Origin of the sequence: Pseudomonas sp. GL-B-26 (genome assembly GCF_019947405.1) — a bacterium.
Lineage (GTDB): Bacteria > Pseudomonadota > Gammaproteobacteria > Pseudomonadales > Pseudomonadaceae > Aquipseudomonas.
This window is the reverse complement of sequence record NZ_JAGYGJ010000047.1, coordinates 1-20,195: the sequence shown is the minus strand read 5'-3', so window position 1 is coordinate 20,195 and position 20,195 is coordinate 1. Positions and strand designations below refer to the sequence as shown.

Sequence of the window (20,195 nt, the reverse complement as noted above, 5' to 3'; positions counted from 1 at the left end):
CCAGTTATGTTCGAAAACATACGTGCGGACTTGCGTGCATACGCCGGAGATTGGGGGGCTCAGGGGTTTTGGGTGATGGTGGTTTATCGCTTTGGGCGCTGGCGTTACGGTGTGCGACCGGCACTGTTACGTAAGTTGTTCTCCTTTATATACAAAGTTCTCTTCAAACTGGTGCAGATCGTCACGGGTATCGAGTTGCCGTGTGAGGTTGTGGTCGGGCGCAACTTCGTCATCGATCATTTCGGCGGAATCGTGATCAGTGGCTATGCGCAGTTCGGCGATGATTGCCGTATTCGCAATGGCGTCGTTGTGGGCCTCAAGAATGTGAGTGAGCCGATTGCTCCGGTGATGGGTAACAATGTTGATATCGGAGCAGGGGCCAAGGTGCTGGGCAATATCCGCATTGGCAATAATGTCGTGATTGGTGCCAATGCCGTGGTGCTGACCGATGTACCGGACGACTCGGTGGCAGTGGGCGTGCCTGCGACTATCAAGAAAAGGAAGTACGCAGAATCGAGGGAATTCTCATGAACCACCTGATGGATTACTTCAATTGCGTCGCTGAGTGAACGCCATGGCTATGGGTATGGGTGTCGTTGTTATCGGTCGCAACGAAGGCCTACGGCTTGAGCGTTGTCTGATTTCTCTCGTCGGTTCGGCGCAGAAGGTTGTTTATGTCGACTCTGGGTCAACGGACGGGTCAGTGCAGATGGCACTGAGGCTTGGGGTTGAGGTGGTCGAGTTGGACATGACGATTCCCTTTACGGCTGCGCGTGCGCGCAACGAAGGATTTGCCTGCATACAACGCTCATTGCCGGCGATGCGTTATGTGCAGTTCGTCGACGGTGATTGTGAGGTTGTCGGCGGTTGGTTGTTCCGGGCGCAGGCCTTTCTTGATACACATCCTGACGTCGCGGTGGTCTGTGGACGACGCCGTGAACGTTTTCCGCAGCACTCTGTTTACAACTTACTGTGTGATTTCGAATGGGATACGCCGGTAGGTGAGGCCAAGGCATGTGGTGGTGATGCGCTGATGCGGGCTGACGCCTTCGCCGAAGTGTCCGGGTTTCGACCGGGCCTTATTGCCGGGGAAGAGCCTGAATTGTGCGTACGTCTGCGTGGGAATGGTTGGAAGGTCTGGCGTCTGGGCGAGGAAATGACCTTGCACGATGCAACCATGACCCGGTTCGGCCAATGGTGGCAGCGTACCCTGCGCGGTGGTTATGCCTTTGCCGAGGGCGCATTTTTGCATGGTGCCGCACCGGAGCAACATTGGTTGCGTGAGTCGCGCCGTGCCTGGTTCTGGGGATTGGGTGTCCCGCTGGCGACTGTTATCGCGAGTTTGGTGTTTGGATGGTTTGGGCTGCTTCTGCTGCTGGTCTATCCATTGCAGGTTGTGCGCCTCGCCCGCGGGGGCGACAGGTCCACGCGCGAAAACTGGCTGCGGGCTTTCTTTCTCGTGCTGGGGAAATTTCCCGAGATGCTCGGGCAAGTCAAGTTTCTACTGAACAGATTCGGCGCCGGCAAGACGGCGTTGATCGAATACAAGTGAGACTTATATGAATAATTGGGTGATAGTAAAGAGCGTGTTTTTTTTACATGCCGGGTATTCTTTAAGGGCATTGAATAATAAGTTTAAAATGTTGGTGCTGGTTGCAAAGAACTGGTCCGAGCTAAAGTTGTTTTGCGGGCGTATGTCGAACGCCTTGGGTAAGTCCGGTGTTGAGAAATTAGGCGGGGATTGTGTAGGCGTTGTTCATTGGCCATACATCAGCAAGAGCTGGAGCCCCAAGAATAAACTTAGTGTGTTGGCCTCGCATTACGAAGTGGTTGCCAAAAGCTGTCCGCAGCTATTGCTGTGGGGGCGAAGTGACAGTTTGATGCTGAGTGATTTGTCGGAGTTTGCTGCTGGTTGTTCCCTGGTGCTGGATCGTCCCTTCTGGTTTATGCGTGAAGGGGAGTTGGTGCTGAACTTGTTTCAGGGGGATCTGCGCATTGCATCAATAGCCTTCACTTTGTGTCGCACGGACACTGAGTTATGTATTTTTATCGGTGCCGTTCAAGGGATACATAAAGGCATCGAGAGTGAACGGTCGTTGAGTATCTACAGGGACCTGACAAAAGACTTTGAAGGCCTTCGGCCAAGAAGCTTTCTGATCGAAGTTATTAAATACATTGCCATCAATATCGGTGTTGAAAAAATTTATGCGGTAGGGGATGGGTATCGCCACCATCGTCATCCGTATTTTGGCGCTCACAAAGCTCTGGAACTGGCGGCAAATTATGATGTGATCTGGTTAGAGCATGGAGCGACTCCATCAGAGCGCGAAGATTTTTTTGAGATTCCCATGATGCTGTCCAGAAAACCGCTCGACAGTATTGCTTCAAAAAAACGTGCCATGTACCGCAGGCGTTATGAGCTGCTGGATGACACCTTTAAAAAGATAGACAGCGTGTTGATAGGTAGTTATGGCAGCAGTCGTGTGGCTAGTTGACGTTCCTGATACCTGTACTACTGTGGGATTACTTGCAGTAATAATCCACCGCAACGACAACTAAGTCTGGTTCCTATGCGTATCGCTTATTTCATCAATCAATACCCCAAAGTCAGCCATAGCTTCATTCGTCGCGAGATTTTGGCGTTGGAACGTCAGGGGTTTGTGGTGCAGCGCATTGCTCTGCGTGGCTGGGATGCCGAATTGGTGGATGCCGAGGACGTGTCCGAACGCGATAAAACCCAGTATGTGCTGCAGGGCGGAGTCAAAGAGCTGTTGGTGCCTGTGCTGCAGGTGCTGCGCGCCCAGCCGCGACGCTTTTTTTCGGCGTTGTGGCTGGCGCTACGCATGGGCCAGCGTGCCGATCGTCCCTGGCCATACCATTTGGTTTATTTGTCCGAGGCGTGTCGCGTGCTGATGTGGTTGCAGGCGTTCGGTGCCGAGCATGTGCATGCGCATTTCGGCACCAACTCAACCGAGGTGGTGATGCTGGCCAATGTACTTGGTGGGCCGGCGTACAGTTTTACCGTGCACGGCCCGGAGGAGTTCGACAAACCGGAGTTTATTCATTTGGGCGAGAAAGTCCGGCGCGCTGCCTTTGTCGCTGCTATCAGTTCTTATGGGCGCAGCCAGCTGTTCCGCTGGGTGGCTCATGCGCACTGGCCAAGGGTAAAGGTGGTGCACTGTGGGCTGGAGCGGGCGTTTCACGATGTGCCGGCCGTTGCCGTGCCATCCGCGCCGCGGTTGGTTTGTGTCGGTCGTTTGTGTGAGCAGAAGGGTCAGCTTTTGCTGCTTGAGGCCGCCCGCATCCTGGCAGCGCAAAACGTGGAGTTCGAAATAGTACTGGCCGGCGATGGAGAAATGCGCGCGGAAATCGAAACCCTGATTGCACGGCATGGCTTGCAGGCGCGGGTGCGAATTACCGGCTGGATCAGCAGCGATCAGGTGCGGGCGGAGATTCTTGCGGCGCGGGCCTTGGTGTTGCCGAGCTTCGCCGAGGGATTGCCGGTGGTCATCATGGAAGCCATGGCCTTGCGCCGACCCGTATTGACGAGCTATGTGGCGGGCATTCCCGAGTTAGTGCGACAGGGTGAGAACGGTTGGTTGTTTCCCGCTGGAGCGGTGGATGAGTTGGCGGCGGCACTGGCGGACTGCCTCGCGCAACCTGTCGAGGTGTTGCAGCGGATGGGCGAGGCGGCTTATCAGCGAGTGCTGGAGCGACACGACATCGATACCGAAGCGGCCAAGTTGGCTAATTTGTTTAGGGCGCAAGCATGATCACATTACTTGGTTGGCTGTTCAGCTCCCTGCTGATACTCATCCTCCTGCCGGTGTTGGTGCTGTTTGTGCAGGTGCTGATGGCCTGCCTGCCTGCACGGTCGCGCTCGTCGGCGCAAGGATCTCGACCGCGGGTGGCGGTGTTGATACCGGCACACAATGAATCCTCGATCATCGTCGCGACGTTAAATAGCATTCGGCCGCAGTTGCTTTTGGGTGATCGCCTATTGGTGGTGGCGGATAACTGTTCTGACGACACAGCCGCGCAGGCCCGCACGGCGGGCGCCGAGGTGGTGGAGCGCAGAAATGATCAGCAGCGTGGCAAGGGTTATGCGCTGGACTGTGGGGTGCGTCATTTGGCGAGCGATGCACCGGACGTCATGATTGTTATCGATGCGGATTGCCAGGTGGCCGAGGGTTCTATTGAACGTTTGGCAATCTGTTGCATCGACTCAGGGCGGCCAGCGCAAGCCCTTAATTTAATGCTTGCTCCAGCAGGTTCCGGGCTAAAAGTGCGGCTTGCCGAGTTTGCCTGGTGTGTGAAAAATCGGGTACGGCCGCAGGGTTGGACCCGACTTGGTTTGCCTTGTCAGCTAATGGGCACGGGAATGGCTTTCGTCTGGCGGGATCTGACGTTGATCAATTTGGCCAGTGGCCACATCGTTGAAGATTTGAAGATGGGCCTGGATTTATGCCGAAGCGGCAAACCGCCTGTGTTCTGCCCCGATGCTCTGGTAACCAGTTACTTTCCGCGCAGCGATGAAGGCTTAACTACCCAGCGTACGCGCTGGGAACATGGTCACTTAGGGGTAATTCTCGGGGATACGCCAAAGTTGCTGGTGGAGTCGATTGGCCAGCGTAACGGGAGTCTGCTGGCGATGACGCTGGATTTGCTGGTCCCGCCGTTGGCCTTGTTGACGTTGGCCTTGGGGGCGGTATTTGGTCTGGCATGGTTGGTATTTATGCTGTCCGGAGCTTTGGCGCCAGCATTGATAGCTTCTTCCGGGGTGGCAATATTGGGGGGGGCTATCTTGCTGGCATGGAGCCAATTTGGTCGCGGGATTATTTCTTTTTCAGCCTTGTTGTATGCGCCGTTCTACGCCGTGAAGAAAATTCCTCTGTATCTCAAATTTTTGCTTAAGCGCCAGGTTGAATGGGTGCGTTCGAAACGAGATGACAACTAATGCGTGCTTTATCCTGGCAGCACAGCTGGCAAACGATTACCCGGAAACTCAGGGTGGTCAGCGATGCTGATGACGAGCAAGCATTGATTGATGCGTTATCCAGACCTGACGTGACGACAGTGCTCGGGTTCGCCAATGCCCATGCCATGAATCTGGTGGCGGCCAATACCGACTACTTTAACGCGCTGCTGGCTGCGGACGTGTTATTACGGGATGGCTCCGGCATGGCCATCCTGTTTCGTCGCCTCGGCCTGGAGCCGGGGCTGAATATGAATGGCACCGATTTCATTCCCAGGTTGCTGGCCGCGTTCAAGGGCCGGCGTGTGGCTTTCTGGGGTACTGAAGAGCCCTTTCTAGCCAACGCGGTGCAGCGTAGCGAAGCGATATTTGCGGTCAACATCGTCTCTGCTCACCATGGTTTCGCGCCGGTGGATACCTATATAAACCTTGCCCGGCAGTTTCAGCCGGAACTGGTTGTGCTGGGTATGGGCATGCCCAAGCAAGAAGCCGTTGCTGCCAGGTTAGCCGTCAGCGGCGTGCCCTGCCTGGTCGTATGCGGAGGGGCGATTCTGGATTTTCTTGGCGGCAAGGTCACTCGTGCTCCGCAATGGGTGCGTCGTCTCGGTTGTGAGTGGCTGTTCAGGCTAATAGGTGAGCCAAAGCGATTATTCAGTCGCTATGTGGTGGGTAATCCGATGTTCTTGTTACGCACGTTAATCTACAGGGATTCCTGACGTTACAAGAATTTGACGCTTGGCTGGCGCCATAAAAAACACGCCTGAAATATCTTGCAAAACCCCGACGTAGCACCTTTACTCAAGTTGGAATTATCGACTTGACGGGTATATTCGGGGTCGTTTTCATCATTAAGATTGGCGTCAATAAAATGTTGTCAGACACCGCATATTTTGAAAAAAAGTGCTCGGCTGTCGAGCGCTCATTTCGAGTAGTTCGGTTATTGATTTGTAAACTCAAATGGCCATTTCTTGAAGTGTGCTAATAACCAAATGAAAAAATACATAGCCGAATTAATACGTCAGTTAATCTCTCCTTCAATGCGATTTGAGCTAAGGAAAGCGCTCGCCTGGCTGCAGGATATAGGGGGGAGGGCATGTTTTTGGCGCTGGGAAATTGGCAGATTCAAACTGCGCGAAGACAGCACCTATGACATTCTCTATGTGGGCAGGAAAACACAGCGGGAATTTGTAAAGGTTCTACTGGGCGCTGAATCTCAAACGGTTAATAGCCAATTGAAGTTGGATAATTCAGAGCGGACAGTGTGGGTCAGTGAAATGCCGACCTTGGGTGCATTATATGTGCCTCAATATTTAAGTGCTGTCGTTCCGCTGAGCCGGTCAATTGAGGATATTACGGCCAGGTACAATACCGAGTTGCGTCGAAATCTGCGCAAGAACCGGTTGCGCTATCGTATGAAACAGGCCTTGAACGATGACGAAATTGAAATCGCAGATCGGGAAATGCTGAAGCCCTATGCCAGCGCAAGGCATGGAGCAGCGGCCTCTCAAATTGAATCCCGTGAAGTTCAACGGGTGGCAAAAAGCGCCGGGCGGCTCGATCTAGTACTGCTGGAGGATGAAATTGTTGCATGCCATCTTGGGTGCGTGATTACCCGGGCAGGAAAACGCTACTGGAGCACCGTCCGTTTCGGCTACCCCGATATTGTATTTTCAGATGCTAAGAAATTACGTGAAATTAACTCGATTACCACGTTCATGGCACTGGAGTGGGCGATAGAAAATGGTTTTGACTATTATGATATCGGAACGTGCCTGGCTCGCCCGGACGATGGACTTCTTGAGTGGAAAAGAAGGCGAGGCGGTGATGTTGATACGCTGGGCAATTACGGCTATTTGTTTGTTCGACTGCCCAAGGTGGGCGCAGCGCAATTTCTTTGGGAGACACCTCTATTTGCTGTCGAAGGCAAGCAGTTGACACTTCATCTTGGGTTGCCGGACGGTCCGAGTGACGGGGAAGTTGCTAATCGATACCGCGAAATGGGTTTTGGTGGCCTTTTCAAAATATACCTTCATTGTTCCAGGGCGCCGGGAGAAACGCTTCTCGACACCTTGCGTAGTCGCTACGCTCATCTGAAGTCACCCCCTGTCCTGGAAAGTATCGTATCCACCTGAACAGGTTGCTGATTTTAAAGAAGTGCAGTTTTGGCCATGCACGCTGTTTCTGTGTAACTAAATTTGGATGGGGTGCATATGTCGGAATTCAATGCATTGACGAGTGACAGCCAATCAAAGTGGAGCCTTGCTGCGTATAAACACATGTTTAACACACGGCTCACCCGCAAATCGTCCTTAACCCTGCAAAGCCAAGCCGTGAAAGCGTGGGAAATTTCTCCAGGCGACACCACGATTGCTCCGCCCGCTTTTTTCTTGCCAAATCAGCTCGAGCGTATTACGGGATGGGAAGAGAAGCTTTTTTATCCTCACGAGCATCCCCGCCGCACAATGGAAGGCGTCGGTCGTGTTGAACATGGTCCGACTAGAGGTTACCTGCTTAAAGATGTCTGGTTAATCGATGGCACGCTCTACAAAGGCAATGCCAAATCCTGGTTGTCACCGGGTTCCGGTTGGTTACCAAATATTCGAGTAGAAAACGAGATCAATCGCGGGGCGGTGTATTGCACCGCGGGGGGAATCAAGTGGTTTGGAACGTGGTTGATGGATGATTGTTTAACCTATCGATTGGCATGTGAAGAAGGCGTTCCGGTGACCGCGCTACCCTCGGCCGATAGTGTTTCTACAGCAAGGCACGGCATACTCCACACTCCCGGTTATGAGAACTGGCTTGATATGAGGCCCGTTTATTTACGTAACGCATTTTTTCGTGAGCTCGTGATCTTTGACGATCTATGCCAAAACAGACATAAGCACCGGCGTTTCCGTGAGATGGGGGAAAAGCTGTTATCACACGTAACAGTTTGCTCCCACCCCGGCGTGTTCATTCTGCGAGGTGGCAGGGGTGAACTGCGATTGTTACGCAATGAGATGGAGCTGGCTGAACGGCTACGTGACCGCAGAGGTTTTCGCATTCTCGACCCTGCGACGTCCGATGTTTCGACCATCGTGGCGACCTGCGCCGGGGCCAGAACCGTGATAGGGGTCGAGGGGAGTCACCTTGTCCATGGGGTTAATGTTCTCCCGCCAGGTGGTTCGCTGCTGGTATTGCAGCCGCCTAATCGCTTTCTCTGTTTCTTTAAATATCTAACGGATCGTGATCAGCAGAACTTTGGTTTTGTGGTCGGTACACCAGAGGAAAATGGTTTTAGAATCGACCCCGATGAAGTTGAGCGCACGCTGGATCTCTTTCCGTCCTGATACGTCGAGGCCGTATCCCTCGCTTTTATTGCGCATCAAATGGGCCTTGAGATTGCCCAGGTACTCAAGACTGGCTAGTAGGCATGCTTGCCGGAGAAGGCAAACACGGTTCGTACAAGAATGACGAAATCGAGCCATAGCGACCAGTTGTTGATGTACTCGATGTCCGAGTCAACACGCCGAATCATCTGATCTATATCCCTCGTTTCACCACGATAACCACGTACTTGAGCCAGGCCTGTGATGCCCGGTTTAATGTTGTGACGCGCAAAGTAGCCAGAGACGTCGGGCGAGTACTGCACATCGTGTTGAATAGCGTGCGGGCGAGGTCCCACCAGAGACATTTCTCCCATCAAAACGTTGAACAACTGCGGTAGTTCATCGAGGCTGGTTCGCCGAATAAAGGCTCCCACCCTGGTCATGCGCGGGTCATTCTTTTGCGCCTGTTTGACGATGCCGTCTTCCGACTGATGGACGACCATGCTTCTGAACTTCCAGATCCGAAAAGCTTCTCCACTCCACCCCATGCGCTGCTGACGAAAGAATATGGGGCCGGGGCTATCGAGCTTGATGGCAATGGCGACGGCTACCAGGAGTGGCGTTGCAAGAACCAAAATGAGAAAGGCCAGGACTTTGTCCTCAAGGTTCTTCAGAAACAGACGCATCCCCATCAGCGGAGTTTCAGACAAGGTCAGCACGGGAATGCCGGCAATTTCGCGAACACTGTGGTTGATCAGGCGCAACGAGAAAATGTCAGGCACCCAGTTAACAGAGATGTGTTTATCGAACAGCCTTAAATAAACATCCTGGATGACCTCTGAGCCACCCAGAGGGGTCACGAAATAGACGGTACGAATGGCATGTTTAACAACTAACTCATCAAGGTCGGAGATATCGCCCAGTATCGACAGACGTTGCGCGCCTTCCAGACTTTCCTTTCCCCGATCATCGTCCGCGCCAATCAACACACAGCCGACTATGCGCTCACCGAGCCAGGGATTATTGCTGATTTTCTTGTGAAGATAGCTGGCCAGTTCGCCCGAGCCAATGATGAGCGAGTTTTCCAATTGAGTCGAGTGGGCCAAAAACTTCTTCTGCATCTCGCGTGTCGCGAGGTGCAAAAGTAACTGAGCAAAATACCCAACAACAAATAACTGCCCAACCAATAAACGCGAGTACTGTTCGCTTTGCTTGGTCAGAAAGGCCATGGCAACGAGAAAGCCAAACGTGGCAGTCCACGCTTTCAAAAGCTTGAAGGCTTTGACGGTAAAGCCAACATTGCTGCGGTAAATAGCATAGTGGTCGTACACGACGGCCAACGCCCCCAGCAGCAGCAGGAGCAGGATGACATAGGACTGCGTTAAGAAGCCGATATGATAATTGATCAAAAACCACGCAACGCCGGTCACCGCAACACAATCGAGACCAGCCTGAATAACGATACTGGTGCTGCTTCTTCGCTGGAGAACAGAACGGGTACTGTTGGGCTCAAATATCATATTTAGACCTCATGTCTGCTGCCCCTCGCTCGATGATGACGGGATTCAGTTCATGCTGCCCTCGCTTGAGAGCGTTGTCGTCACCGTGATTAGCCACCCACCTTCGAAAATTACTGGCTTTGGGAGGATGTGGCGACGCGTGCTATCACTTTAGCAGTACTGTGAAATCATTCACTGACTCTGCGTAGTTCTGAGTAGTTTAGTAGAACCTCCGGGCCTGAAAAAATGAAGTCCGTCGAGATACCGACCGGCCTGCTGCGGGGCCGTTCGCGGTGTCTGCAGCAAGGTCGTGCCTGGTCAGCAATCGGGTAGGGGGCGCGAGTTCGGTCGCGCAGTGATCGAGGCTTACACCGAGCTGAAATCGATGTGCATTGCGCACTGATTCCATCGCGGTAAAACGAGACGGCGCCCACATTGGGGCGCCGTCTTCGTTTGGGCCGATCAGACGCGTTCGAACAACACGGCGATGCCTTGGCCGCCGCCGATGCACATGGTTGCCAGGGCATAGCGGCCCTGAACACGGTGCAGTTCGTGAATCGCCTTGGTGGCGATAATCGCACCGGTCGCGCCCACCGGGTGGCCCAGAGAAATCCCCGAACCGTTAGGGTTGACCTTCTCCGGGTCGAAGCCCAGTTCCTGCGCCACGGCACACGCTTGGGCCGCGAATGCTTCGTTGGACTCGATGACATCCAGGTCGGCAACGGTCAGACCGGCGCGTTTGAGGACCAGGCGGGTGGCGGGAATCGGTCCCAACCCCATCAGCTCTGGCTCCACTCCGGCATGGGCATAACCGACCAGTCGGGCCATCGGTTTGAGACCTTGATCGAGAACCATCTGACCTGTGGCCATGATCAGAGCTCCGGCACCATCATTGAGGCCCGACGCGTTGCCGGCGGTGACGCTGCCGTCTTTTTTGAAGGCCGGTTTCATTTTGCCCAATTGCTCGGCATTGACCTCGGCGCGGACATGCTCGTCCGTGGCAAACGTCACGGTACCTTTGCGGGACGCCACTTCGATCGGCACGATCTGGTCGGTAAACCGCCCTTCAGCAATCGCCCGGGCCGCCCGTTGCTGGCTGAGCAGCGCCAACTCATCCTGAGCCTGACGAGTGATGCCATAGCGCTCGGCGATGTTTTCCGCAGTAATGCCCATGTGGTAACCGCCAAACGGGTCTTGCAGAGCGCCGAGCACGTAGTCGATGGCTTGCATATCACCCATGCGTGCGCCCCAGCGCGCCTGCGGCAATATATAGGCCCCGCGGCTCATGGATTCGACGCCACCTGCCAGCGCAGCGCCTGCGTCTCCCAACATCAAACTTTGTGCTGCGCTGACAATGGCCTGCAAACCAGAACCGCAGAGGCGGTTGACGTTGAAGGCGGGCGTCTCTTTCGGCAGGCCGGCATTCATCGCCACGGCACGAGAGATGTAGGCGTCACGTGCTTCCGTCGGGATCACATGCCCCATCACCACGTGACCAATGTGTTCAGGTGCCAGCCCCGAACGTTCAATGGCGGCACGGCAAACGTCAGTGGCCAATTGAATGGGTGGCACATCTTTGAGCGAACCGCCAAAGCTGCCGATGGCCGAGCGGACGGCGCTGATAACAAAAATGTCGGATGGGTTCATTTGGGTTTCCCTGGAACAGTCCTGGTTTCAAGTGTGCTTTTGCACTGTTGTATGGGGGTGAGTCTAGACACAGCGATGATTTTGGCCTATGCCAAAACTGCTCAAGGGGGGTGGCGTTTTTTGCCATTTCAGTTGAAGTCGCTTTTTGATCCGTCTGGTCCGGTCAAAAGCGCAGAAAAGAAAAAAGCCCGGTACACGTCCGGGCTTTGTCATCCAGGTCTTTGTCAGGCGCACGTTTGGTCTTGCTTGTGCCATCCATCTTCAAACTGAAGGTTGAGCTTACGAAGCTCATGATCCAGTTCGTTGATCGAGTGAATGGCGGCCATCAGATCCGCCTCGCCAGTCTTGGCTTCCAGGTAAAGCCCGCGCAGGTAGCGATCATTTACAGTTGGAATCTTGTCAGTCTTTTCCCAGATCGCCACCGCTTGGGAGGTCAGCCCGACAATGCTGGCCAGCCTTTCTTGAGACAAACCCAGTTCTTTACGCAGGAACCGAAACTCTGCACCGGTCAGAGCTGCCGGTTTTTGCGCAATCGTCTTGCCGATAAAGTCGTGAAGGCCCTCGACATCCGTGATAGCAACCGACTCGCCATAGGCCGTCTCTTTCACCCTGTAGCCGTTGCTAAGCCAGACGTTCGGTAGCCCGCTCTCAACGTAGTGGTACATCAAATTATCTCTCCCTTTGCATCGTGGTCACTATGACGAGATATCTCCCGTCTTCGTCGACATCGAGATCGAGATCGCACGATTCCTGTAGGAGCTGCCGAAGGCTGCGATCTTTTGATCTTGACCTGCTGCGGTCTGGAAAAGATCAAAAGATCGCAGCCTGCGGCAGCTCCTACGCCGATCGAGCCTTAGCCGTTGACTGTCCCACCCTTCGCTTCACTCATTGCGCCCAGTTACCTATAATTTTTATAGGTTGCGACAGGCTAAAGCTCAAGCGCCGATTGTCAAAGCAGGGAAATAAAATGAGACATGTAGCGAGCGGCGGGCTACAGAGGTCAGCCAGTGGCGCCAATGTAGCCCGATCCTCTGTGAGTGCAGGCGTCTGATCAATTATCACCAATGTAGCCCGATCCTCTGTGAGTGCAGGCGTCTGATCAATTATCACCAATGCAACCCATGCCCTGGACCTGGTAATCCAGCACGTGCTTGCGACCCTGATGGTCGAGGTAAATCAGCTGCGCGGGGACGATGCCGCAATCTTGCGTGATGATATTGCTGGACAGGTCGTTGGCGATATCCAGGTGGACGAAGAAACCGGTCTTGTCGTGGATGACAGGTTCGGTGGTCTGGGTGTCGGCAAACGCAAAACCCGTGGCAAGGAGAGCAGCAAAACCGAGGATTAACATTTTCATGATGATTCCCTCTATTCAGAGGCGGATTGAATGACAATTTTGAAACGAAACGGCGCCGAAGTGACGGTGGGTGACCGGCGGCTTCGAGGATCAGGTCAGCGATTTCTTTGGCGTGGGAGACCAAAGACAAGTGGCTCGACGGCAGCTCGATGGTGGCCGCGTTCCTGCCTGCCGTATGTCGGGAGCGAGGAACGCCACCCATGAAAAAACTTCAAAACGAAGACTGTCTTTGGGAGTTTGAGCATGAGTGATGATCAAAAGAGCGAAGCCCTGGCGGCCTGGTATCAGCTCCTGAAAGTGCCCGAAATCCGGATGGATGCCGAAGAGCAATATGACGCGTTGCTCAAGGCTGCCGATGAGATGGAGCGCACCGGACTCATCAACAGCGCTGAATGGCGCAGGCTGGTTCAAGAGGCGAGCGCTGCGTTTGCCAATGCCACAGAAGGGTTGGGGCGCGGAACGTAGTGGTCAATCCCAGGTGGTCAAACTTCGCCTGCTGGCTGTTCGGCCTGTTGGGTGAACCACTGCATGATCAGCGAACAGGCTGGATGAGCAGCGGCGGAAGGTTGCAGGTTCAAGGCGTAAATGCCGCGGGTCTTCAAGGGATGGCCGAACGGAACGACGAGCACGCCGCGTTCGAGTGATTCGCCTGCCAGGGTCAGGTCAGTCATGGCGACCCCCAGCCCTCGCGCCGCCGCATCGAGCGCCAACTCGTCGAGGTTGAAGGGGATGTGGCGGTAGTCCTCGAGTGACTGGCCGCCATTGGCGTGCAGCCACCGGAACCAGTCATGTTTGTCCGCCGAGCGATGCAACAGCGGGAAACGCACGAGATCGGCCACCGACTCCAACGGCTGGGAGGTGCTGGCCAGACCCGGGGCGCACACCGGCACCAGCGCCTCCTCGAACAACGTCAGGCAGTCAGGATCGCGGGACGGCTCTGGCAGGTAGAGGATGTAGGCGTCGCTGTCGAGGGCTGGTTCCACCACTTCCGTGGCCACGGTTTCGATCGACAGCGAAACCTGCGGATGACTTCGATAAAACTCGCTCAACTTTGGCAGCAACCATCGAACCGCCAGCGACACATGCATGCGTATGCGGAAGGGTCGTTTCTGCGGTGTCAGCCGATCTTCAAGGGTTTTCAGTTGCGCCAGAATACTTCGGGCGGTCGCAAGCACCTGTTCGCCTTCCGGTGTCAGTCGAACACTGCGGCTATTCCTTACGAACATCGGCAAGTCGAAGTGGCTCTCCAACTGCTGGATTTTTCGGCTCACTGCGCTTTGGGTCAGGCACAGCTTTTGCGCCGCTTGCGTGAAGCTGCCCGAGCCTGCGACCTCGACCAGTGCCTGCAAAGCCTGGAGAGAAGGAACGTGGTGAATTTTATCCATGCGTTTTTTGAATGGCTCGATGATTTTATAACGTTGGTTGTATCACTACAGGCCTTATAGATTCTAGCTCTAGCCAGCGCCGGCCGGAAATACTCATGCGATGACGTCATGTGCGGTGCTTGCAGAACGACAGGCAGATGAGGTGATGCATGACCAATGTATGTGGCTGGATTGCGCAGGCGGGGAGTTCACCCGTTCGCGATGCTCTCAAAGGCACACAAAAAGCCGATTGGCTGATTGTCGGTGCCGGTATCACCGGGCTGTGCGCCGCTCACACCCTCGCTGAAATGCACCCTCAGGCGCGGATCGTGATTGTCGACAGACAGCGGGCAGCGCAGGGCGCGTCGGCGCGCAATTCGGGCTTCGTGGTAGGGCACGAGCATCCGGCCAAGGATGAGCTGATCGGCAACCCGGGGTTCGCGGGTTTTGAAGTCGATACCTCGATTTCCCGTGTCGCCAGTGACGAAGTGCGCCAGCGCATCGCTCGTCTGGGCATCGAATGTGAATTCAGGGACTCGGGCTACTTCTTCGCCGTCAACGATCCCGGCAAGTTGACCGATGTCGCCGCCAAACTGGCAACGCTACGCGCTGTTGGCGCCTCTGCGCATTTTCTGGAAGGTGAACCGCTGAGCAAAAAACTGGGCACCGCGCATTACCAGGCCGCGATCTGGTGCGGCAATGGCAACGCACTGCTGCAACCCGCGAAATACGTGAAGGGCCTGCTGGATACGCTGCCGGCCAACGTGACCCTGTTTGAGAACACCGATATCACCGGCCTGGAGCGTTTAGGCAAAGGGCGTATTCGCGCCAATGGCACCGATGGAAGCATCGAGGCCAGGCAAGTCCTGGTGTGCCTGAACGCGTTCATTCCACGTTCAGGGATAGAGGACAGCGGGACGTTCCCGATGGAGCTCAGCGCCAGCCTGACACGGCCGCTCAGCGACGCCGAGCTCAAGTCCATCGGCGCGGTTGAGCCTTGGGGCGTGCTGTCCACCCGGCCCTTGGGCGCCACGGTGCGACTGACCCCGGACCGCCGCGTGATGATCCGCAACACGGCGGAATACCGTTCTCGGGATTTATCCGACAGCGAGCTGCTGCACCGGCGCAAACACCATGTGCTCGGCTTGCAACGACGCTTCCCGTTCTTGAACGAGCAGGACATTCAATACACCTGGACCGGACACTTGAGCGCTTCGCGCACCGGGCAACCGTATTTCGCCAAGGTCGACGAAGGTGTGTTTGCGGTGGCCGGCTGCAATGGTTCGGGCGTTGCACGCGGCACCCTTTGGGGGCGCTTGCTCGCCGAACTGGCATCGGGTGACAGCTCGCCGATCCTCGAATCGGTGATGCGCAGGGCCCAACCGGGCTGGCTGCCGCCGCGCCCCTTGCTCGATATCGGTGCCATGCTTCGAATGCGCGTGGAGGCGGTCAGGGCCAAAACAGAAATCTAGAACACCCGGCTATCAAAAAATAAAAACTCATCAAACACTCGGTGATTGAACATGCGCGTCAATAACATTTCCCTGATGGTCGTGCTGGCGACGTTGTCGGCAGCCACTTACGCCGACGAAGTCGTCAATATTTCAAACTGGAACGGCTACATCGCCGACGACACCTTGACCACGTTCACCAAGGAAACGGGAATCAAGGCCACGTACGACATTCACGACAGCAACGAAGTGCTGGAATCCAAGCTGATGACCGGCAACACCGGCTATGACGTGGTGAGCCCTTCGAACCATTTTCTGTCCCGATTGATCAAAGCCGGGGCGGTTCAAAAGCTCGACAAAAGCCAGTTGCCCAACTGGAAAAACCTGGATCCGGCGTTGATGAAAAAACTCGAGGTCAATGATCCGGGCAACCAGTACGGCTATCCGTACATGTGGGGCACGGCGGGTATTGGCTACAACGTCGAGAAGATCAAGGCGATCTTCGGCAACACCGATGTCACCCATTCCTGGAATCTGTTTTTTGATGAAAACAACATCAAGAAGCTGAGCCAGTGCGGCGTGGCGATTATCGATAACCCTACGCAGATCCTGCCGATCACCCTCAATTACCTGGGGCTGCCGCCCCATAGTCACGAGCCGGCGGATTACAAGAAAGCCGAGCAGGCCCTGCTCAAAATCAGACCTTACGTCCAGTATTTCCACGCCTCCAAGTACATCAGCGACCTGGCGAACGGCAATGTCTGCGCGGTGATCGGTTTCAATGGCGACATCGTGCAGGCGGCCGCCAGCGCCAAGGAAGCCAACAACGGCATCGACATCGCTTATTCGATCCCTGACGAAGGTTCCACGCTGTGGTTCGACATGGTGGTCATGCCCAAGAGCGCGCCGCACGAGAAGAATGGCTACGCCTACATGAACTACCTGCTGACGCCTCAGGTCATTGCCAACATCAGTAACAGCATCCATTACGCCAACCCCAACCTTGCGGCGGATCAGTATGTTGTTCCGGCGGTGAAGCAGGATCTGGCGATTTACCCGCCGACACGTGTGTTGGACAAGTTGTTTACCGTAGAGGAGTTGCCTGCGGCCATCGCACGGTTGAGCACTCGTCTGTGGACCAAGCTAAAAACCAACACATAACAACATCGGCACAATCCTTTGGGTGCGTCGCATCAGACACGCCCTCAGGAGTACAGGCCGGTCTTATTCCAAGAGATTCTTTGTTGTATGTCATGGCCCTAACCATGGCCTACGCTTATCCCGAGATGGATATTCATTGATCAGGGATTGCTCCCTGATCGACGTTCAACGGATGCCCATAAAAACAAAAGTCTCGGGAGACAACTTATGTCCGCTTTGTTCCGTCGATTCAGCCGCTGCGTCGCAACGGCCGTTACCGCTGCTGCACTCGCGACACCGGCCTTTGCGCTGGACACCGTCAAGTTCATGGCCCCGGGTTCTGTGGGTGGCGGTTATGACCAGACCGCCAGGGTCCTGGGCAAAGCCTTGATCGAGGCCAACACGGCCAAATCCACCACCTTCGAGAACAAGGGCGGAGCAGGGGGGACGTTGGGGCTGGCGCAGTTCGCCAACAGCACCAAGGGCGATCCGAATGCGCTGCTGGTTGTCGGTGCGATCATGGTCACTGCCATTGAACAGAACAAACCGCAAATCACCTTGAAGGACGTAACGCCGATTGCTCGGCTGTTTACCGAATACAACGTGATTGCCGTCCGCAAGGAGTCCGAGTTCAAAACCCTGGAGGACTTGCTGAAAGTCTTCAAAGACAAGCCGACCAGTATCTCCTGGGGCGGTGGCTCCAAGGGGTCGATCGATCACATCGGCATTGCCGAATTAGCTGCAAAAATGGGTGTCCCGGTCAACAAGGTGAATTACGTCGCCTTCGCGGGCGGGGGTGAAGTCGTTGCTCAGGCGTTGGGCGGGCAGATCAAGGTGATCACCGGTGGTTATGCCGAGCTTGGCCAATACATCAGAAACGGCCAGTTCCGTGTACTCGCCATCGGCGCACCAGAGCGCATTGAAGGCATCGATGCACCGACCCTCAAGGAGAAAGGCTACGACGTGACCATCGGTAATTGGCGGGGTGTTTACGGTGCCGCGAACCTCACGCCCGAGCAACGCAAAGAAGTGATCGACGCTGTCGTGGCCGCCACCAACAGCAAAGTCTGGAAGGAAAATATCGACACCAACAAATGGTCACCCAACGTCCTGACCGGCGATGAGTTCGGCAAATTCGTCGACGAAGAGCATGTGCGTCTGCGTGCAATGCTGGTCGAGGTCGGGCTGGTTTCGAAATGACTCAGCCTCGCGCAATAGTGCCGGTGCAACTGGCGATTGGCGCCGGAGTGATTGCCATCAGCGCCGTGTTGGCGGTGGGCGCATTCCGGTTTCCTCCCGAGATGGGCTTCGTCATCCTGGGAGCCCACGTCTATCCGTACGCCGTTGCAGTGTTCCTGGGCGTCGTCGGTCTGTTGCTGTGTTATCAGGCCGTCACCGGTGGTTTTCGCGAGCTGGCAGACCACGATGACGAAGCCGCCCAAGCGCTGCCCGGCGGCAAATCCGGCGCAGCCTGGGTGACGGCGGGGCTTGTGGGGGTGGCCGTGCTGATTAACCTCATCGGCTTCGTACTGGCCGCCGGGCTGCTGTTTGCCTGTTCGGCGCGGGGGTTTGGCAGTCGTCGTCCAGTGAAGGACCTCGCTATCGGCATTGCCCTGACCCTGCCGATTTACTGGCTGTTCAACGCCGGGCTAGGGGTTTCCCTGCCGCCCCTGGTCAATGCCTGGATCTGACCCGGGCCGAAGGAGGTAAACAAGGTGGAAATTCTCGCGAACCTGGCCATTGGTTTTTCCGCTGCGCTGACACCGATCAATTTGATGTGGGGCTTTATCGGCTGTTTGCTCGGCACCGCCATTGGTGTTTTGCCGGGTATAGGGCCGGCGCTGACGGTGGCGCTGTTGCTGCCAATTACCGCCAAGGTCGATCCTACGGGCGCCTTGATCATGTTCGCCGGTATCTATTACGGCGCGCAGTTCGGCGGCTCGACCACTTCCATCCTGCTCAATACGCCCGGCGAATCGTCCTCCATGGTCACGGCCCTGGAAGGCAATCTCATGGCGCGCAACGGCCGCGCAGGACCGGCCCTGGCAACGGCCGCGATAGGCTCATTTGTTGCCGGCACCATCGCGACGGTGTTGCTGACGTTGTTTGCCCCGATTGTTGCCACGCTGGCGCTCAAGTTTGGTCCTGCCGAGTATTTCGCGATTCTGGTGTTGTCCTTCACGACGGTGTCTGCGGTACTCGGCGCTTCGATGCTGCGCGGTTTTGTCTCGCTCGGGATTGGACTGACCATCGGCTTGATCGGTCTGGACTCGACCTCGGGCATTGCCCGCTACACCTTGGCGGTGCCGGAGTTGGTGGATGGCATCGAAGTCGTGCTCGTCGCGGTCGGTTTGTTTGCCGTGGGTGAAGCCTTGTACAGCCTGCTGTATCAAAAAGAAGAAGCGTCCGGCCGGCACCGCTTGACCTCGTTGTGGATGACGCGCTCTGACTGGAAACGCTCGGTCCCCGCCTGGCTACGGGGCACGTTGATCGGCTTTCCATTCGGGTCGATTCCGGCCGGTGGCGCTGAAATTCCGACGTTCCTGTCCTATTCGGCGGAACGCAAACTGAGCAAGTACCCGAAAGAGTTTGCGGGTAGCAAGGGCGAGGGGGCGATCGAGGGAGTTGCCGGTCCCGAGGCGGCCAACAACGCGAGCGCGACGGGTTCTTTGGTGCCACTGCTGACGCTCGGCATACCGACGTCCGCCACTGCGGCGATTCTGTTGGCCGCGTTCCAGAACTACAACCTGCAACCGGGGCCGATGCTCTTCCAGACGTCGGGAGAACTGGTTTGGACCCTGGTGGCCTCGCTGTATGTCGGCAACGTGATCCTGCTGGTGTTGAATCTTCCGTTGGTGGGGCTGTGGGTCAAGCTCCTGCAGATTCCCCGGCCGTACCTGAACGCCGGCATTCTGGTGTTTGCCACCATCGGCGTGTACGGCATGCGTCACTCTTCCTTCGACCTGTTGCTGATGTTGGCGATCGGTTGGGGCGGGGTCTTGATGCGTCGTTTCGATTTCCCCGTCGCCCCCGTGATCGTCGGCATGCTGCTGGGGCCTATGGCTGAAAAGCAGCTGCGCAATGCCTTGTCCATCAGCGAGGGAGACTGGCTGGTGTTTGTGACGCAACCGATATCGGCCGCGTTCCTCGCGCTGACGCTGCTGGTCCTGGTGGTTCCGCACCTGCTTCACGCTCGCGGTATCAAGTTGCATGAGGACGATTGAGCGGTATGCATATCCGTTTCTGCGGTCATGGCGGCTATTGGTTTCGCTTTTACAGCGAGTCACTTTGGAAAAGAACCCCAAAGTAACCAAAGGGTTCTTGCCCCTTTCGTTCGGTGCCTCGCCCAGGCTCGGCATGCCCTCGCTCCGGTCCTGCTCCGTGGGCCCGCCGCCATCGGCCATCCATGGCCGGGGGCGGCTAACCCGGCATCCATGCCGGGTTGCCCACT

The 20,195-nt window shown here is 55.8% G+C and carries 19 protein-coding genes and 1 pseudogene; 14 read left to right on the top strand and 6 right to left on the bottom strand.

What is annotated here, in order from left to right:
* The first annotated feature begins 6 nt into the window (after positions 1-6).
* The 8 genes from KGB23_RS24380 (at position 7) to KGB23_RS24345 (ending at position 8,307) form a co-directional block, all read left to right on the top strand.
* Positions 7-531: a serine O-acetyltransferase gene (locus KGB23_RS24380; protein WP_095132884.1), complete on the top strand. Its 525-nt coding sequence runs from the start codon at positions 7-9 to the stop codon at positions 529-531.
* 43 nt (positions 532-574) lie between these two features.
* Positions 575-1,552 (top strand): glycosyltransferase family 2 protein, encoded by a 978-nt coding sequence (locus KGB23_RS24375; protein ID WP_223432887.1) that lies wholly within the window; start codon positions 575-577, stop codon positions 1,550-1,552.
* 7 nt (positions 1,553-1,559) lie between these two features.
* Positions 1,560-2,495 (top strand): DUF535 family protein, encoded by a 936-nt coding sequence (locus KGB23_RS24370; RefSeq protein ID WP_223432886.1) that lies wholly within the window; start codon positions 1,560-1,562, stop codon positions 2,493-2,495.
* 75 nt (positions 2,496-2,570) lie between these two features.
* Positions 2,571-3,773 carry a glycosyltransferase gene (locus tag KGB23_RS24365; protein WP_223432885.1) on the top strand — a complete coding sequence of 401 codons (1,203 nt, stop codon included), beginning with the start codon at positions 2,571-2,573 and terminating at the stop codon, positions 3,771-3,773.
* Positions 3,770-4,957, top strand: a complete 1,188-nt coding sequence (locus KGB23_RS24360; protein WP_223432884.1) for a glycosyltransferase family 2 protein — start codon at positions 3,770-3,772, stop codon at positions 4,955-4,957. Before KGB23_RS24365 ends, KGB23_RS24360 begins: the two co-directional genes overlap by 4 nt.
* On the top strand, positions 4,957-5,691 hold the full coding sequence (locus tag KGB23_RS24355) for a WecB/TagA/CpsF family glycosyltransferase (RefSeq protein WP_223432883.1): 735 nt from the start codon (positions 4,957-4,959) through the stop codon (positions 5,689-5,691). The genes KGB23_RS24360 and KGB23_RS24355 overlap by 1 nt, the downstream gene beginning before the upstream one ends.
* Before the next feature lie 273 nt (positions 5,692-5,964).
* Positions 5,965-7,107, top strand: coding sequence for a hypothetical protein (locus KGB23_RS24350; RefSeq protein ID WP_223432882.1), 1,143 nt, complete (start codon positions 5,965-5,967; stop codon positions 7,105-7,107).
* Between the two features lie 78 nt (positions 7,108-7,185).
* On the top strand, positions 7,186-8,307 hold the full coding sequence (locus KGB23_RS24345; protein WP_223432881.1) for a glycosyltransferase 61 family protein: 1,122 nt from the start codon (positions 7,186-7,188) through the stop codon (positions 8,305-8,307).
* 74 nt (positions 8,308-8,381) lie between these two features.
* Here the strand turns inward: KGB23_RS24345 and KGB23_RS24340 are convergent, their stop codons facing one another.
* The 5 genes and pseudogenes from KGB23_RS24340 to KGB23_RS30270 form a co-directional block, all read right to left on the bottom strand.
* The gene (locus KGB23_RS24340; protein WP_223432880.1) at positions 8,382-9,806 is read right to left on the bottom strand and encodes an undecaprenyl-phosphate glucose phosphotransferase; all 1,425 of its coding nucleotides are present in this window, start codon (positions 9,804-9,806) and stop codon (positions 8,382-8,384) included.
* A 441-nt stretch (positions 9,807-10,247) separates the two neighbouring features.
* Complete coding sequence (locus KGB23_RS24335) at positions 10,248-11,432, bottom strand: acetyl-CoA C-acyltransferase family protein (protein ID WP_223432879.1); 1,185 nt, start codon at positions 11,430-11,432, stop codon at positions 10,248-10,250.
* 224 nt (positions 11,433-11,656) lie between these two features.
* Positions 11,657-12,097 (bottom strand): helix-turn-helix domain-containing protein, encoded by a 441-nt coding sequence (locus KGB23_RS24330; RefSeq protein WP_223432878.1) that lies wholly within the window; start codon positions 12,095-12,097, stop codon positions 11,657-11,659.
* Between the two features lie 434 nt (positions 12,098-12,531).
* On the bottom strand, positions 12,532-12,789 hold the full coding sequence (locus tag KGB23_RS24325) for a DUF2790 domain-containing protein (protein WP_223432877.1): 258 nt from the start codon (positions 12,787-12,789) through the stop codon (positions 12,532-12,534).
* Positions 12,790-12,853: 64 nt separating this feature from the next.
* Positions 12,854-12,952, bottom strand: a pseudogene (locus KGB23_RS30270) (alpha/beta hydrolase); the annotation flags it as partial.
* Positions 12,953-13,032: 80 nt separating this feature from the next.
* On the opposite strand from KGB23_RS30270, the gene KGB23_RS24320 reads away from it, so the two are divergent.
* Entirely contained in the window at positions 13,033-13,254 is a 222-nt protein-coding gene (locus KGB23_RS24320) for a hypothetical protein (RefSeq protein WP_056743460.1), read from the top strand.
* A gap of 17 nt (positions 13,255-13,271) precedes the next feature.
* Here the strand turns inward: KGB23_RS24320 and KGB23_RS24315 are convergent, their stop codons facing one another.
* The gene (locus KGB23_RS24315) at positions 13,272-14,174 is read right to left on the bottom strand and encodes a LysR substrate-binding domain-containing protein (RefSeq protein WP_223432876.1); all 903 of its coding nucleotides are present in this window, start codon (positions 14,172-14,174) and stop codon (positions 13,272-13,274) included.
* 149 nt (positions 14,175-14,323) lie between these two features.
* Between KGB23_RS24315 and KGB23_RS24310 the strand changes: the two genes are divergently transcribed.
* From KGB23_RS24310 to KGB23_RS24290, 5 genes are all read left to right on the top strand, one after another.
* On the top strand, positions 14,324-15,625 hold the full coding sequence (locus KGB23_RS24310) for an NAD(P)/FAD-dependent oxidoreductase (RefSeq protein WP_223432875.1): 1,302 nt from the start codon (positions 14,324-14,326) through the stop codon (positions 15,623-15,625).
* Between the two features lie 51 nt (positions 15,626-15,676).
* On the top strand, positions 15,677-16,765 hold the full coding sequence (locus tag KGB23_RS24305; RefSeq protein WP_223432874.1) for a polyamine ABC transporter substrate-binding protein: 1,089 nt from the start codon (positions 15,677-15,679) through the stop codon (positions 16,763-16,765).
* 207 nt (positions 16,766-16,972) lie between these two features.
* Entirely contained in the window at positions 16,973-17,944 is a 972-nt protein-coding gene (locus KGB23_RS24300) for a tripartite tricarboxylate transporter substrate binding protein (protein ID WP_223432873.1), read from the top strand.
* The gene (locus KGB23_RS24295) at positions 17,941-18,435 is read left to right on the top strand and encodes a tripartite tricarboxylate transporter TctB family protein (protein ID WP_150657288.1); all 495 of its coding nucleotides are present in this window, start codon (positions 17,941-17,943) and stop codon (positions 18,433-18,435) included. Before KGB23_RS24300 ends, KGB23_RS24295 begins: the two co-directional genes overlap by 4 nt.
* 24 nt (positions 18,436-18,459) lie before the next feature.
* Positions 18,460-19,968, top strand: coding sequence for a tripartite tricarboxylate transporter permease (locus tag KGB23_RS24290; RefSeq protein ID WP_150657289.1), 1,509 nt, complete (start codon positions 18,460-18,462; stop codon positions 19,966-19,968).
* Positions 19,969-20,195 lie beyond the last annotated feature (227 nt).

Coding starts and splice junctions, on each gene's coding strand:
- KGB23_RS24355 (WP_223432883.1), top strand. CDS start 4,957: ATGCGTGCTTTATCCTGGCAGCACAGCTGGCAAACGATTACCCGGAAA.
- KGB23_RS24335 (WP_223432879.1), bottom strand. CDS start 11,432: ATGAACCCATCCGACATTTTTGTTATCAGCGCCGTCCGCTCGGCCATC.
- KGB23_RS24295 (WP_150657288.1), top strand. CDS start 17,941: ATGACTCAGCCTCGCGCAATAGTGCCGGTGCAACTGGCGATTGGCGCC.
- KGB23_RS24370 (WP_223432886.1), top strand. CDS start 1,560: ATGAATAATTGGGTGATAGTAAAGAGCGTGTTTTTTTTACATGCCGGG.
- KGB23_RS24340 (WP_223432880.1), bottom strand. CDS start 9,806: ATGATATTTGAGCCCAACAGTACCCGTTCTGTTCTCCAGCGAAGAAGC.
- KGB23_RS24345 (WP_223432881.1), top strand. CDS start 7,186: ATGTCGGAATTCAATGCATTGACGAGTGACAGCCAATCAAAGTGGAGC.
- KGB23_RS24350 (WP_223432882.1), top strand. CDS start 5,965: ATGAAAAAATACATAGCCGAATTAATACGTCAGTTAATCTCTCCTTCA.
- KGB23_RS24360 (WP_223432884.1), top strand. CDS start 3,770: ATGATCACATTACTTGGTTGGCTGTTCAGCTCCCTGCTGATACTCATC.
- KGB23_RS24365 (WP_223432885.1), top strand. CDS start 2,571: ATGCGTATCGCTTATTTCATCAATCAATACCCCAAAGTCAGCCATAGC.
- KGB23_RS24305 (WP_223432874.1), top strand. CDS start 15,677: ATGCGCGTCAATAACATTTCCCTGATGGTCGTGCTGGCGACGTTGTCG.
- KGB23_RS24320 (WP_056743460.1), top strand. CDS start 13,033: ATGAGTGATGATCAAAAGAGCGAAGCCCTGGCGGCCTGGTATCAGCTC.
- KGB23_RS24380 (WP_095132884.1), top strand. CDS start 7: ATGTTCGAAAACATACGTGCGGACTTGCGTGCATACGCCGGAGATTGG.
- KGB23_RS24375 (WP_223432887.1), top strand. CDS start 575: ATGGCTATGGGTATGGGTGTCGTTGTTATCGGTCGCAACGAAGGCCTA.
- KGB23_RS24310 (WP_223432875.1), top strand. CDS start 14,324: ATGACCAATGTATGTGGCTGGATTGCGCAGGCGGGGAGTTCACCCGTT.
- KGB23_RS24300 (WP_223432873.1), top strand. CDS start 16,973: ATGTCCGCTTTGTTCCGTCGATTCAGCCGCTGCGTCGCAACGGCCGTT.
- KGB23_RS24330 (WP_223432878.1), bottom strand. CDS start 12,097: ATGTACCACTACGTTGAGAGCGGGCTACCGAACGTCTGGCTTAGCAAC.
- KGB23_RS24315 (WP_223432876.1), bottom strand. CDS start 14,174: ATGGATAAAATTCACCACGTTCCTTCTCTCCAGGCTTTGCAGGCACTG.
- KGB23_RS24325 (WP_223432877.1), bottom strand. CDS start 12,789: ATGAAAATGTTAATCCTCGGTTTTGCTGCTCTCCTTGCCACGGGTTTT.